Origin of the sequence: Bacteroides sp. 43_46 (assembly GCF_001915455.1) — a bacterium.
Classification (GTDB): Bacteria; Bacteroidota; Bacteroidia; order Bacteroidales; family Bacteroidaceae; genus Bacteroides; species Bacteroides caccae.
In genome coordinates this window covers 13,756-27,935 of sequence record NZ_MNQN01000136.1, presented here as the reverse complement: position 1 = coordinate 27,935, position 14,180 = coordinate 13,756, and the positions used below count along the sequence as shown (strand labels likewise).

The window sequence follows — 14,180 nt, the reverse complement described above, 5'->3', positions numbered from 1 at the left end:
ATCATAATAAAGCTGATATACATCTTTTATCTCATCTACCGAATATTCGTACTGCGTTCCTTTGTTAGCCTTTATGATATTAGCGACACTATCATCTATCGAATTAATAGAAACAGTATTTCCATCATAGGTCAATGAACCGAAATCCAGTCGGCAACTGAAGAATTCTTCATAAGTATGAGAATTAGTTATAGTATAAACAGTGATACTAGCATTAGAAGCCAGGTATTTGCTCAAATACTCCTCCAATATGAGATCATAGGCTTCTCCCACAAACTGGAATTTTGAAGTAAAGGTTCTAGTTATTCCTTCAAGTCCGGAGCGTTTACGGGAAAACTTTATTTCATCCCAATTCTGAATACAAGATTTGGGAATATCATAGGAAATACTATCAACGATAAGTACATATTTACAAAGCATTTTAACTCCTTTTGAACGTTCACGAGCAAATATATAGAAAAAGCCAACCGGTTTCCCAGTTGGCTAAATTCTTGAAAATTGCGCTTTGCAAAAATACAGACTAACTATCTATTTATCAATTATATACCTACATAAAAACAAAAATAGTCTTTTTATATTACACCTATCTTCTTCCCTACCTTACATTTATTATCTTTTTCAATCTCAAGCCTATTAGGTATAGAAGGCCCTAAATTATACTGTTCTTCTAAATATTGACTTAAAGATTTTATAGCATCCAACGCTTTGCTTATATTATCTCTTCTTTTAAATTCTCCAACATCAATAAAAAAATTTATTAGTTGTTCAAACCAAACTGAGCGTTTCTTATCTAAAAGGATATTGGTAAATTCAGAATAACTTAGCAATTTATCTTCAGATTTGTTGTACATAATTTGGCCAATATTATGTTGCAATACGTAGTATATCCCTTCATTATTTAAGAATGCCAAACTAATATTAAATGCCTTATGGAGTATCTCTGTATCATGTTTTTCTTTTGTAATTATGTATGGAAATTCTTCTCTCATCTTTTCAATAACTCCAAAAAGACAGGCAATAAGATAGCATGTTGAAATAATATAATATCCATCATGTATAAACCAATCTCTATTTTTACCTTTTACATCATTAAACCGACTAATTCCAGAAATCTTACTATATCTAATATTGGATTTATTAGATATATATTCATTTATCTCATATAACCGCCAATATGTTTCTTCCAAGTATAGTCGTAAACCATTTAAATACCTTTTATTTAACTCACTCACTTCTTTTTCCCTATCTTTTAACTTATTAAGGTAATGTCCTAGAATAAATATAACAAATGGAATAAAAGACGTGATAATACTTAAGTATATTTTATCTTCCGAACTATAACTATTGAACTTGTTATTTGAATGAATAGTCTCTTTAGGAGTACAATTATCATTGTCTATATTGCCACACACTTTACCATTCACACAAAACAAAAAAAGTAGTATGAGTAACGTATTTTTCATAATTGCCGATATAAAAATGTACTTTACAAAGATAACATAAAAAATATCGTATTTCCCCTACTAATAGCCAATTTCTTGAAGTATAAACTTCCGAGCAGAAGAAATACGACTTCTTACAGTTCCAACAGGAATGTTTAGGATTTCACTTATCTCATCATATGAATACCCACTAGCATAATACATCACACTATCAATACAACGAGATTTTTTAGCACACCGTTGTATTGTGGAAACCAAATCATCAAACAGTATTGAATGAGTTGTACAGTTAGAAATGGCACTCCCGTCTACCATATCAAGCCCTGTAAAATGTATAAGGGAATTTCTATTGTATCTTATTATATAAGTATTCCTCATTATAATAAGGCACCACGGTTGAAGTGGTTTAGAACAATCAAATTTATCACGATTCACAAGTAGCTTATAAACTGTATCACCGGCTAAGTCTTCAGCATCTTGCATGGAACAGCAGAATTTTCTTGCCACCTTTAATATCCAAGGATATATTTCTGATAATTCCTTTTCAAAGTCCATTGTCAGCCCTCCTTATTAGGTGTATCTTCGGTTCGCCATTAATGCACCTTTCCACATATTTCCGGTGCATGATACTTTGTTCGTGCATTTCCTTAGCAGAACGCTCGATTGAACTAATAAGAGTGCCTATATCGGGGGGCAATAAGGCAATCATTTTTTTTACCTCGGACACTTCTGCTGTTATCCGATTACACTTCGTCTCTAATGTACGTAATTCTGACAATAAAACATTGTATAAATGCCTATTTATACAATGGATGCTGTTTTTTCTATTCATAAAAAAGTCGTTTGTGATTCTAAAGGAGATGTACAAACGACTGTATGAAATAATTCGCTTTAATTAAAAATTAATCGAATTACAGCATATATGTAGTACCAATATTATCATGTGCTTCTTTTTCTGATCGATATTTCAACATCAGCTTGATGAACGATATTCGCATAGACAGCAGCATTAATTACGCGGGAATCAATACTCATTTTAAAGAATGTCATTAGAAAAGCAATCTCTGCATCAAAAGAAGAACGAATTTGTTCAGGAGTAGCCTTACTTCCTTTATGTTCCTCACTGCGTCTTTCCTCATTCCGTTTTTGCTCAAAAATTGCAGAATGAAGTAAATAATCAATCTTCGATATTACTTGTTCATCACTCATATTTCGGGTATCTACATTTAGTTGACCCAATACCTGACGAACATCATCATAAAAGCCAAGAGAAACAAGAGCCTGACAAATACGAAGACTCAATAGTTTGGTACGTTCTTTCAGCATATCCTCTTTATCCATTACCATAGCCTTCATATTTGAAGGATTAACAATACTTCTGTATTCGACAAGTAATTTAGACGCTATTTCTTTAAGCGTGCTTTCGGACATAGATTTGCAGTCCGAAAGCAAACAAGCATAGTTTCCGCATGAAAGTTCAATGAAATCACTCAATGTTATCTGATTTAATCTTTCAATCATGGCTATTTCAGTTTAGATAACTTATACAGTTCAAATTCACGGTTAGAAGCATCTTGGCGTTGCATTTTTAGACTCTTCATCAAAAGGAAATTTGTTCTATCAACCCTTTTTTCTAACCGGGAATAATCATTGAAAACAATGGTGTCACCGGAAGAAGATGCAAAATATGTTTGCGCACCTTTAGGAATATCAACTAAAGTTGGAGTATCAGGAGTAATCCATGCTTTTCCGGAATACATGATAACTTCATGTTTACCGGCATCACCAACTAAAGCGGTACCGCCGGGATGCCTATCATTACCTTGAGTACCGTCTGCATAGGAAGGAATAGGAGTTGCAAGAATAGTTGCAACCTGAATTGCTCCCATGGCACCAATAACAATAGATAAAGGAATATTCGGTAAAGCTTCAGTTATTGCCAGTGCAGTGGCTATTCCAGCTTGAGCGACACTAGTCGCCTTTTCCCAAATGGCTTGTTTACGTGCCATTTCTTGTTTTTGTTTTTCAAGTTCAGCATTCTTAGCTTCAGTTCTTTCCTTGGCCGCACGCTTACGAGCTTCTGCTTCTTCTTCGGAGATTGCTCCCGAATCAGCTAGATTCTGTATTCGTTCTACATCCTTATCATATTTCTCATCATTAGCTTCCTGCTCTTCTTCTATTTTCTGAATCTGACCATCATAAATAGTAGAGACTAGATCACCAATAGCACCCACTGCTTGAGATGCAGTTTGAAGCCATTTTTTCAGATTCCTCTGACGTTCTTTCTGTGCTTTCTCATCCGCTTTAGTAACTTTATTGATAGCATCTATTTCTGTTTCTGCTTCTTTTTGGGCAAGGTCCACTTTCAATTTTGCAAGTTTCTCCTCAAGTTTCTCCCTTTTGTCCGTACTCAAGTTGGCAGTAGCAAGTTCGGATTCCAAAGCGTCAATGGCAGCTTCCGAGGTTTTACGTACATAATCTAATTTTAACTGATACTCAAGTTCTGCATACTCCTGCTGGGTTATTTCCTTAGAAGCTAACTGTTTTTTAAGAGCAAGCGTATCCATAACATAGGCAGCATCCCGGATTTCCTGCTCATGCGCTGCATTCTCTGCAATTAATTGCACCTGATCGGATGCATGTCTTTCGTAAAGTTCTTGTTTCTTTTTTGCATATTTGTCGTCAATGAGAAAAACATCTTCACCTGTTTTCTCTGCTGCATCAATTTCTGCTTCACGTTGCAATTCCAACTGGTGCAATTTCAAATCAAGTTCTTCCTGGGACCCCTTTTTTACAACAGCAAGAGCGTTCTCAACATCCTTCTTCTCACGATCAGAATTATACTTAATAGTAAACTCATCTAGCTTTTCCTGCATTTCCTTAGCTAAATTTTGACGTGTAGCAATTTCCTCTTTGCTATTACCCTTGACGGCAGCAATCTTCTTTGAGTAAGCAACACCAATTTTAGCAAGTTCTTTCTCCAGTCCCTCATCCATAAGAGCTAGTTCTGATTCCTGATAAGTTTCATGAATTTTCAGCTTCTCTTTGAGAGCTTTTTCCTGTTCACGTTTTTCTTTATCAGTAAGGACTGTTATACCTGAACCATTTTTGTCGTTACCCTTTGGACGGAACTTTTCTGCAATCACATCAAGTCCACGATTAAACTCATCGCTAGATGCTATTTTAAATAAGTTTTTAGAAAATTCCAACTGAGCCTTATCCGCTTTTTCTGCTTCCGATGTGTAATAGCCAAACATTTTAGCAGCACCATTCTTTATCCAAGACATATCTTCAAACTCTGATGTTGCATATTGAGCACGAGTTTTCATCCGTTTTAAAGCTTCTCTCTCTTGGGCCGTTACTTCAATACGTTTATTTTTCATTTGAATAACAGCTTTTGTGTATGCTTGTTCCTCTGTATCACCAGCATCAATAAGCCTCTTATATTCTGTCTGGAAATCTTTTTCTACTTCCAATAACTTTTTGTTCGCATCTTTTTTTGCAAGTGTTCTAAAATTATAATCTATCTTTTCTATTTTTTCTTCAGGAGATTTCAAATCATTGGCGATACCTCTTATTTTATCAGCCATCCAATTAAGAAACTCCTTAGCAGGTCCCGTTGACTCGGAGAAAGAAAGCATAAACGCTTCCCATGCTGAAGATAAGTTAGCAAGAGCTCCATGAACATTATCTCCCATCGTGTGAGCCATATCGCCCAATTCACGTTCTACACCAGTAATCTGTTCTCTAAGTGGTAATATTTTATCAACAGCGGTGAGAAAGGCATTAAAAGCGGCAACACTACGCTTATCAGTTAATTCAAGAGTAGTATTCAAGTCTACCCCTTTTTCTTTTAGCGATTTCAATCCTTCAACTAACTCAGGCAATGTTTTAACGGGCTTACCTAACGCCTTTGCCAGCTTTCCATTACTATCAGCTAAATTTAGAAAAACATTACGGGTAGCAGTAGCAGCCATTGAAGCATCAAAGCCGGCATCCGATAATTTACCCAACAAAGCCAAAGTATCTTCAATACTGAAATTAAAGGCTTTTGCAACCGGTCCAACAATTGGTAATGCAGTAGCGAGATATGAAAACGACAATGCGCTTTTGGTTGTTGCGACAGCCATCGCAGACACATATCTTTCAGTTTCTCTTGTATCAGCATTAAACATACGAAGAGAAGCACCTGCCAATGAAGCCGCATCTGCTAATTCTGCCCCGGTAGCTTGTGCAAATTTTAGAACGTGCTCTGTTGCATCTAATATTTCTTTTCGAGTAAAACCTAGTTTAGCAAGTTCTATTTGCAAATCCGTAGCTTCGGATGCAGTGTATTTCGTTGTAGCACCCAAACGTTGAGCATCCGCAGTTAACTCCTTCACTTTATCAGAAGTGGTTCCTAATATTGCAGCAAGCCTACTATTAGCTAATTCAAATTTAACAATATCACCTACTCCTTCACGCAGTTTTGTAAATAAAGCAACAACTCCACTAACAACAGCTTGTGCACCAATATATCCAGCAGCCCATCCTTTCAATCCTGCACTAACTTGGCTTAGCCCAGGAGCCATCTCCGTTTTAAGCATCCTTCCTGCATTCCGGGCAATAATACCCATATTCTGCATGGACTTATTACCGTTCTGTATCTCAACCCATGCAGCCTTTACTTCTTCCCGGTATGCACCAATAGTCATTTTCTGTTGACTATATCGATCGGAATTTCGCTTTATGTAATCAGTGTTGATTCCAATAGTAGAATTAAGACGGGCAAGTGTACGAATATAGTTTTCATCCGTATCTTTCAAAACATCAACAGCCTTTTGCAGCTGCTTATTCATTTCCTTTGCTTGTGAACGGCTATGTACTTCCTGATTAGTCAAGGTAATAGCAGTTCTGATAAGTTTTAAACGTTCTTCTTCAGATAAAACAGCTTTCTTACGAGTAGTATTACCGGCATTCTGCGCTTTTGTCAAGTTAGCTTCCGTTTTAGCAGCCTTTTCCAAGGACACAGCATTATCCGAGTTTGCCTTGGTTAGTTTCTTCAGTTCAGCAGCAGATAATTTCTCTACATTTAGCTTTTCCTCTATCTTCTTACTGACAGTTTGAGTTATTTCAGACTGTTTTCTAAGAGCTTCGGTTAATTCAGCAGATGCAGAACCAGCCGTTTTTGCTTGGGTATTATAAAGATTACTCAACTTTTCAAGGTCGGCAACTCCTTCTACATTTAGTTTCAAACCTTTTGCTAATTCTTTGGCTGCATTAACATAATCAGCCCTCACACGCTCAATAATATTATCAAGCTCAACTAACTTCTGCAAGTCGTTCTCATCAACGAAATCTTTCAATTTTAAATCCATAATTACAGATAATGTCTATATTCAATAATCTTTCCTTTTATCTCAACTCCAAGTTTATCAAAAGCATAGGTACCATCTTCTTTCTGATAAACGACATACATGCAACCATCCAAGACAGCTGCTTTCTTTGCAAGATCACTGATACGTTCCAGTTCACTCTGCATCTTTTTTATTTCGCAACTACAAGCCATTTTTTACCGATATCCACATTCTGAAAAGAAACGTTCCATCCAGGGACGGAGATACATAATATTAAAGTACTCTTTAGCTGTATCACCAATGCCTAAAATCTGCTCATCGTATTTCTTCTCAATAGAACTACCGTCCGTAAATCCTTTCGTTGAGAATCGAAGCCCGGAATCAATTCTATCGGCAGTTATACTATCATAGAAAGTACCAGTAATAAAGAGGTTAGGTACCTCAACTGGACGCGGTGGCAAATAAAGCATCTCACTTCTAAGAGGTGGAGTTATCCTCTCTTTCCATCGTTTATATTGTTCCGCACGGTTCTGCCAGGGTCCGGGCTCGTTAAAATAGGTGTCAGTATCATAATCGGGATTCAATAGATGTTCAGTACCGTCCAGACCGGAATATAATTGTTCCTGAATGCAATCAACGAGCACATTCTTATGTTCTTCCATACACCTAATACATTCCTCTTCAAACCCGGATGCAATGGAATGAATAACTCTATGTAATTCATCAAAATCTGCCATACAGTAAAAATATAACGGGCCGGGCTGTAATCACACCCCAGCCCGTCGGTTACTTAGTTATCGCATCGTACACTTCCGAGAGCTTCTTCTTGCGGTCAGCTTCCTTCAGTTCCTGCCACACGACTTTAATGTGTGCATTAATAAACTCTTCCTTCGTCATGCCCTTCACAGCAACCTCGACGAACGTAACATTATCTACCTTCATGACACCTGCTCGATACCTCTGATTCCTTTTTCATACAATACAGAAGGAGCTTTCAACGAAGGAACCGCCCCGGCTTTAGGAACAATGGTAATGATACCATCCGAATATGTAGCAGAAGTTACGTTATTCATAACTTCAGCAGCACCATCAGCAATAAGACTGCCAAATTCTTCTGTACGGTCATAACCACCAACAACTTCAACTATTTTGTAAGTATTTTCGGCCTCCAACTTTTGAAACACAACATCAACCAAGCCTTTAACGAAATTCTTGGGATTGAAGTCTAACTGCACGTAGTCAAAGTGCAATTGGCTGTCTTCCACATCTTCATGTGAAAAACTAACAGTCATCGCAGACTTAGCACTACTGGTCGGGTACTGTGTCACGGTCGGGTAAACAGTAGACATCGGAATACCGGCAAGGATATCAGTGTCATCATTATAACCGATCAACATATTATCCTGATTCCAAAAGTAAACGTCCCATCCTTTATTGGCACATTTCAGAAGCTGGGCATTCAAAACCTCATCAAATTTCTTCAAAGTGAAGGTGTCTGTTTGAGCGCTAAGCCCGTTGTATTCACTTGCACCGTACCCTACAGCATTAACTTGGGGCTCTCCACCATTCTTGGCATACTCCAGGAATGGCAAAATAGGGTAAATACGCCCGGGACGGTCTGCATGGCACAATTCGAGCAACTTCTCACCTGTTATATCAGCAGGGAGTTTGACACCATGTTCTGTCAAGATAGCACCTTTGACTTTTTTCCAGTCAATGCTACAAGCAGAACTACCAGTGTTCATCCGGGAACCCTTACACGTTCTAATCTTTCTCATTTTCTTCTACAATTAAGATTATTAATTTTTATTTCCATCGAGCGTATATTTATGGCATCAATCGGCTCGCTCACAGCCTCACCGGAATCTGTATAGGCTCCGTATCTGCCATATGAATAGTTTTCTGAATAACTATGTTTCACTTTTTCGTCATAGTCGCAGTCGAACCGAGAATCTTCATATAATACTTCCAATAAACGTTTATAGATTGGCCGAAGGATATTTTTAAAAGATGTGATTCTGCGCATCTCATTGCTCCACTCTTTACAAGAAGAACATGCTATAATTAACGAAACCTTTGCTTTTGAAAAATAATCCGCGTCACCTCTATCCTCACTAATTGGAGTGAATAGTGCAACCAATGGAAACTTCCTTTCAGACTGGGCAGAAGACTTACTGTATTCATCTAAAATATCTTTGATATATTGACTGCTACCGAAGATGTAATTCAACCTTGGGGATTTCACAACTTTAGTTCCCCCTTTCCCATTTGGATAGAGGATTTCAAGCCCTTCTGGAAGTTCCTTTACAATCTCCTCAAACAGTTCTGTTATATCTAAATCTATCATAAATTGAAAGCATTAATTGGGGTCAAAAGATTCTTGGTTATTTTCACATCGAAAGGACAATCATTCGACATAGCCCATTCAACAAACTGTTTATTCTTCTCTACCATGCTATTCCATGTGCTTACTTGTCTCTTCAAAGGAGCTACATATTCATTAGCACATTTCAAACGAACAAGCCCGGTTATTGTAGCCTGGGTGTTTGCGTCACGAAGAATATGATAAAAGACATAGTCAGCGAACGGTTCACACAGCTTCTCGCATAATACTGCATATCCGGACTGGGGGGCTTCCTTCTCTTCTGAAATATCAACTTCATCTGAAGAATCTTCCTTTTCTCGTTCAATAAGCTCCAAATAATCTGTGATAGCTTGGGAAAGAGTCACACCAACAACATTCCGGAGAAATTCGGGCTGAAATGCCTTAATATACCCATTTATCACCTCATTCACAGCAAGAGATTGGGGCGAAGGCATTTCAGCGACCGAAACATTCTCAATATGCCTGGGACCTGACATAAAATATGAAACATCAATCAACATAGCGATAGTTATTTAGAAGTCTTGCCTTTCCCGGTTTTCTTTTCATCTTCCACGGAAACGGCTTTATCATCTGTAACAATTACCTCCTTGGCATCTTCCTCTTGCAAATCTTTTGAATCGGCAACCGGAAGATTCTTTTCATCAGAAGGCACCTGTACTTCAAGTTCTGCAATGCGAGCTTTCATTGTTTCACGCTCTTCTGTCAGTTCAACAATTGTCTTATCTTTCTCTGCAATGGATGCAGTAAGCCTGCCAATCTCTTCATTTTTCTCTGCAAGCATACATTCCAATGTCTTTCGGGCATCTTCTTCTGTAACAAGACCACATTCGGAAATAGGGATGAGTTGAATCATCCCTCTATTAATCCGAATGCGTTGCTCTTTAAGCACATTGGTTACATCCTTATCGTTACCTCTAAGTATGTAATCCATAATCCTACGCTTTAGTTATTGCAGTCTTCAATGCGGCCAAATCCCCATAAGCGAAAGCCCACGGCATATAAATCGGGAAGATAACTTCTTCTTGTGCCATCAGCACAACCTCATTGCAAAGCTTGGTCTCCACATCTTCAGCCCATTCAAGTGTCAAAGTGGTATAATCAACCAAATTTGCGGCTTGGTTAAAGTCACCTAAAAGATACTTACCTGGAAGAATACCACCATACTCGATAATCGGACGACCGGCAATATATTTCACCCCATCAACCATTTTAACGATACCAAGATTACGTCCTGTCGTATCTTTTTCTGATTCCATACCGTTAACAGTCATTGGATTTAGAATAATAGCATTCGGAAAATACTGGGCATATGTCATTGCGGCGAAAGCTGTTTTCACTACATCTTCAGAGTTGGGTTCCTCAATGTTCTTAAAGCCGGCTTCATGAACACTGAATGTCATTTTATCCGTAGCCGTTTCAGCACCGGAGAACGCGACACCAGGAATAAGGATACGACCATCTTCCATTTTCACAAGAGCGTGTGTTTTGTTCAGTTCTGTAAGAACAGCGGCGCCAGCGAACGTGATACTCATTCCATCAAGAATCAAATCCTGTGGTTCTGCAAACTCTACAATCACATCCTTATCACCGTTATATCCGGTAATAGCTTTTACAGCACCGGCGGCACCTGTAACAATGGCTGTACTAATAATCTTCTCTACAGAAGTCACCCCAGTATTATTAATAATACCAAGCAAATTCTCACCATTACCGTCACCAAACAAAATGTTCCAGTCTTCTGCCATCCAAACAGCTTCAGGAAGCATGTTCAAGATGTAGGAACGAATGTACACTCTTGATTTCAACATACGTTTTGAGATACGGATATGAGTACCAAGGCGCTTAGTTCCTGTCTGTATCTCTTTTACCTTGATACTTGATTCCGGTAAACGACCGTTCTCTGTTACAAAACGGGCATTGCGGTTGAAAGCATATACTTGCGCATAGGCGAGTTGAGGATATGCAGGATCAGCTGTCAGCGTCGTTAATACATCACGCATATGCAACTTTTTGTTGGCAACCTGAGTCACAACACGTTTCTGTTGTTGAGTAATCAACAAATCACCGGTGTAATTGTCAGTCATGGAAACGACATCTTTCAAGGAGAAGCCGTCAAATTCTCCTGATTTGCGTGTTTTTCCTTCTGCGAAATCTCTGAATTTTTCAGAATCAAGCATCTCGTTCAATTTCTCGTCAAACTTGTTGATAGTATCCATAGAAAGACCTTTCTGCTTCATTTTCTCGATACTTTCACCAAGAGTTTTAACTTGTTCTACAAGTTGCTCGTTGTCCTTTACCAATTGCTGGAACTTTTCTCCATCATAGGCTTTCAATAGATTATTGATGTCACCAAACTGTTTCGTTACCTCCTCCGGTGAGGCAAATCCTTCAAGTGACTTGTTAACTACTTCACACATCATGCCGACGATGTTTTCCATGAAAGTTTTCTGTTCTGCCGGCAGACCGTCTGTTTTCAGATTAAAATCTGATACTGTAAATTTTTTAGGCATAAAATTTAAATTTTAAGTTATTTATTCTCGAAACAGCTATTCAAACTCTTGAAATCGAGTAAAGTGCCATTATCAGCGGCTTTAATCGTTACTTCATCGTTCCCATTTTCCCCGTCATTCTTTTCTTGAGTGTCAACAGACGGCTCATTTTTTCCGGTGGTATCTTCAGAAGTGTTTTGCAGAATAGCATTCGAACGATATACTTTTCCCCAACAGTGGGGACATCTTACATAATTCATAAGGTCTTGTAGACCCTTTTGAGTAAATTCTTTCTTTTCTGATTTGACAGAATCAATAAGAGAAATTACTTGGGTTCTAATCTCCGGAGTGAGCTTCTCCATTTCTTCCCTTACAATGTCCTGTGTTATCCATCTCTGATAATCAGCAGCATAGTCCAATACCTGCTGGGCAAAGGTATGCTCCGTTTCTGCATCATAATCAAATTGATGACCACAATGAGGACATGAGACAACGGCACCACCGTTGAGGCTCTTCAGTAATAAACTTAATTCCATATCGTAACCTTTTAAACGCTCATCACTATATCCATGCTGCAAGAACGCTTTACGAACGAAATCAACAGCCTCCTTTACCTGGTCAGCAGTAGCAGACTTAATATTCACAAGGAACGTCTGGGGATTACTCCCCCAACTTGTCAATGTTGAATATTCCATCATACGCCATTCAAGCACTTTACAGGGATCAACAGAATCTCTTTTAATGGCCTTGACCCCAATAGAATGTTCAAGTGTTCTGCCATTCTCTGCAAACAGTTTATAATCAGCTAACGTATCACGGCCAATCTGTTTTTCAAGATTTAACTGACCGACCATAACCAAATTACCTTCTGTTTCCTTACCACTCAACGGAACACCTAACAACTGGTCTGTACGATGATTCAGGAACCAACGCATCCGACCAATATTTTCTTTCAATGTCTTATTGAATGAGCCGGGCATAGATATGTCATTTTGTGAGTCCTTCACACCGATACCGTTCACCGCAACGGTAACGATACCCTTCTCATCAACATCATTTGCCTTTGTCTTGTACTGAAGGCTTTTGATTTTCTCTTCCATCTTTTTCATCTCCACTTTTAGTGTTAAAAACTCGATTTACTTTATCCAGTTCCTCATCTGACATATCAAATTTCAATTTGTCAAACAAGGGATTTTCTATCATACTTTCGCCTATTTGGGCACGCCAGTCATTGAGTGTTATAAGCCCACATGAGAATTGTTCACGACAACGTTTATTTATATTTGTCTTTACGTCCTCGGATTCTTTCAATCCTTCCTGCAAACAATCAACATCAGAGAAATCACAATCCAAATAATATCCCCCTCCTTCAAGACCAAGGAAAGCTGTAAAATCCTTGCAGAATTGTTTGGCCATAGGAATAACAGTTGAACAATATACGCTCTTTTCAGCAGTAGCCTGATTGCTAAATGTGGACTGGTCTTTTCGCGGAACAAGAACGGCAGGGATGCCGTATGCCCCTGCAATATTTATTGCATCAGCCAAAGTCTCTTCAAACGGCTGTAACTCTGCAATAGAAAGATTAGTACGAACAAAGTCAATGTCTGCATCTGAAATACCATAAGGTACCTGGCCCTTCCTTACACCATACTTCTCAAAATTTTGCTTCAAAAGCTGTTCCTTTTCATCGTCAGTCAACGCTATTGAACCGGTAGCATCAGTTTTCTTACTTACAATAAAACCCAATCCACCCCGCTTTACATAAATCACATTTCTAGCTTCATATACAGCTATTAGATTTGACATTGGCTTATTTTGAGAAGCAAGACGACTTTTGGACTTCAAGAACATAGCCCCTGAATAGAACTCTGCATTTCCGTCTCTATCATGCCATATTTGGTATGGAGGAATTTCCAAACTACCATTCCAACCATACTCCAAACGATAGCTACGAATAATATCTTCTGTTTGGGCAATGCCAAACAATGGCATATTCCCGTAAACAGGTTCTACAATAGTCTTATCAGAAGGTAGCACCCAATAATTATCGCAATATCTCCATTTTTCAGCTGTAGAAAAGACATCAGGCATAGCAGCACGAATAAAGCTATTCCCTGTACACAATTTATAAATATGGTGCTGATAAATCAATTCTTTCCAACGCATCAAACAATTAGGACGGCTAAGTATGCCATTCATTCGTCTGTTTGCCCATACTACACTATCATCCTTAGTTTTCTTCAATTGAAAATTAGCACCTGCAATTCGCGATGCAATATAATCGATCGGAAAAAAGACTTCAGGTATCGTACTGAATAGCGTTAGATAGTTACTGCCCGCTACAATAGGACTAGTAAGGTCCTCAATGTATGCAACTGACCATTTTTCAGCCTTGCCACTTTGAGTATCTATATCCTTATTTTCAGATGAAGTAACTATTTCAACTTCACCTTTAGTCTTAGATTTCTTTCCAAATAGATTATCAAAAAAAATATTCATTGGGTTCCTTTTTGAGCAAAACTAAGTA

The 14,180-nt window shown here is 38.2% G+C and carries 14 protein-coding genes and 1 pseudogene; all 15 read right to left on the bottom strand.

Features of this window, described 5'->3' with window-relative positions; translation table 11 throughout:
• Positions 1-420 (bottom strand): annotated as a pseudogene (locus BHV72_RS17410) (hypothetical protein); the annotation flags it as partial.
• 152 nt (positions 421-572) lie between these two features.
• Positions 573-1,463, bottom strand: coding sequence for a hypothetical protein (locus BHV72_RS17405; RefSeq protein WP_217722315.1), 891 nt, complete (start codon positions 1,461-1,463; stop codon positions 573-575).
• 60 nt (positions 1,464-1,523) lie between these two features.
• The gene (locus BHV72_RS17400; protein ID WP_258986851.1) at positions 1,524-1,997 is read right to left on the bottom strand and encodes an RNA polymerase sigma factor; all 474 of its coding nucleotides are present in this window, start codon (positions 1,995-1,997) and stop codon (positions 1,524-1,526) included.
• Between the two features lie 384 nt (positions 1,998-2,381).
• Positions 2,382-2,963, bottom strand: a complete 582-nt coding sequence (locus tag BHV72_RS17395; protein WP_258986849.1) for a hypothetical protein — start codon at positions 2,961-2,963, stop codon at positions 2,382-2,384.
• Positions 2,964-2,965: 2 nt separating this feature from the next.
• Positions 2,966-6,802 carry a phage tail tape measure protein gene (locus BHV72_RS17390; protein ID WP_286857170.1) on the bottom strand — a complete coding sequence of 1,279 codons (3,837 nt, stop codon included), beginning with the start codon at positions 6,800-6,802 and terminating at the stop codon, positions 2,966-2,968.
• A complete protein-coding gene (locus BHV72_RS17385) occupies positions 6,802-6,963 on the bottom strand; it encodes a hypothetical protein (protein WP_171034495.1) in 162 nt (53 codons plus the stop codon). The genes BHV72_RS17390 and BHV72_RS17385 overlap by 1 nt, the downstream gene beginning before the upstream one ends.
• A gap of 30 nt (positions 6,964-6,993) precedes the next feature.
• On the bottom strand, positions 6,994-7,515 hold the full coding sequence (locus BHV72_RS17380; RefSeq protein WP_138274427.1) for a hypothetical protein: 522 nt from the start codon (positions 7,513-7,515) through the stop codon (positions 6,994-6,996).
• 49 nt (positions 7,516-7,564) lie between these two features.
• Entirely contained in the window at positions 7,565-7,720 is a 156-nt protein-coding gene (locus BHV72_RS17375; protein ID WP_004300280.1) for a hypothetical protein, read from the bottom strand.
• Positions 7,717-8,556, bottom strand: a complete 840-nt coding sequence (locus tag BHV72_RS17370; RefSeq protein WP_008765950.1) for a hypothetical protein — start codon at positions 8,554-8,556, stop codon at positions 7,717-7,719. The genes BHV72_RS17375 and BHV72_RS17370 overlap by 4 nt, the downstream gene beginning before the upstream one ends.
• A complete protein-coding gene (locus tag BHV72_RS17365) occupies positions 8,553-9,125 on the bottom strand; it encodes a hypothetical protein (RefSeq protein WP_008765951.1) in 573 nt (190 codons plus the stop codon). Before BHV72_RS17365 ends, BHV72_RS17370 begins: the two co-directional genes overlap by 4 nt.
• Positions 9,122-9,664 carry a hypothetical protein gene (locus BHV72_RS17360; protein WP_009039425.1) on the bottom strand — a complete coding sequence of 181 codons (543 nt, stop codon included), beginning with the start codon at positions 9,662-9,664 and terminating at the stop codon, positions 9,122-9,124. Before BHV72_RS17360 ends, BHV72_RS17365 begins: the two co-directional genes overlap by 4 nt.
• An 8-nt stretch (positions 9,665-9,672) precedes the next feature.
• Positions 9,673-10,095 (bottom strand): hypothetical protein, encoded by a 423-nt coding sequence (locus BHV72_RS17355; RefSeq protein WP_009039424.1) that lies wholly within the window; start codon positions 10,093-10,095, stop codon positions 9,673-9,675.
• A 4-nt stretch (positions 10,096-10,099) separates the two neighbouring features.
• Positions 10,100-11,674: a phage major capsid protein gene (locus BHV72_RS17350; protein WP_004311554.1), complete on the bottom strand. Its 1,575-nt coding sequence runs from the start codon at positions 11,672-11,674 to the stop codon at positions 10,100-10,102.
• A gap of 17 nt (positions 11,675-11,691) precedes the next feature.
• Complete coding sequence (locus tag BHV72_RS17345; protein ID WP_009039423.1) at positions 11,692-12,753, bottom strand: HK97 family phage prohead protease; 1,062 nt, start codon at positions 12,751-12,753, stop codon at positions 11,692-11,694.
• The gene (locus BHV72_RS17340) at positions 12,707-14,152 is read right to left on the bottom strand and encodes a phage portal protein (protein WP_009039422.1); all 1,446 of its coding nucleotides are present in this window, start codon (positions 14,150-14,152) and stop codon (positions 12,707-12,709) included. The genes BHV72_RS17345 and BHV72_RS17340 overlap by 47 nt, the downstream gene beginning before the upstream one ends.
• Positions 14,153-14,180: the final 28 nt, after the last annotated feature.

Bases quoted from the DNA above. Each gene is read 5' to 3' on its own strand.
- BHV72_RS17405 (WP_217722315.1), bottom strand. From the start codon at position 1,463: ATGAAAAATACGTTACTCATACTACTTTTTTTGTTTTGTGTGAATGGT.
- BHV72_RS17400 (WP_258986851.1), bottom strand. From the start codon at position 1,997: ATGGACTTTGAAAAGGAATTATCAGAAATATATCCTTGGATATTAAAG.
- BHV72_RS17395 (WP_258986849.1), bottom strand. From the start codon at position 2,963: ATGATTGAAAGATTAAATCAGATAACATTGAGTGATTTCATTGAACTT.
- BHV72_RS17385 (WP_171034495.1), bottom strand. From the start codon at position 6,963: ATGCAGAGTGAACTGGAACGTATCAGTGATCTTGCAAAGAAAGCAGCT.
- BHV72_RS17380 (WP_138274427.1), bottom strand. From the start codon at position 7,515: ATGGCAGATTTTGATGAATTACATAGAGTTATTCATTCCATTGCATCC.
- BHV72_RS17375 (WP_004300280.1), bottom strand. From the start codon at position 7,720: ATGAAGGTAGATAATGTTACGTTCGTCGAGGTTGCTGTGAAGGGCATG.
- BHV72_RS17370 (WP_008765950.1), bottom strand. From the start codon at position 8,556: ATGAGAAAGATTAGAACGTGTAAGGGTTCCCGGATGAACACTGGTAGT.
- BHV72_RS17365 (WP_008765951.1), bottom strand. From the start codon at position 9,125: ATGATAGATTTAGATATAACAGAACTGTTTGAGGAGATTGTAAAGGAA.
- BHV72_RS17360 (WP_009039425.1), bottom strand. From the start codon at position 9,664: ATGTTGATTGATGTTTCATATTTTATGTCAGGTCCCAGGCATATTGAG.
- BHV72_RS17355 (WP_009039424.1), bottom strand. From the start codon at position 10,095: ATGGATTACATACTTAGAGGTAACGATAAGGATGTAACCAATGTGCTT.
- BHV72_RS17350 (WP_004311554.1), bottom strand. From the start codon at position 11,674: ATGCCTAAAAAATTTACAGTATCAGATTTTAATCTGAAAACAGACGGT.
- BHV72_RS17345 (WP_009039423.1), bottom strand. From the start codon at position 12,753: ATGGAAGAGAAAATCAAAAGCCTTCAGTACAAGACAAAGGCAAATGAT.
- BHV72_RS17340 (WP_009039422.1), bottom strand. From the start codon at position 14,152: ATGAATATTTTTTTTGATAATCTATTTGGAAAGAAATCTAAGACTAAA.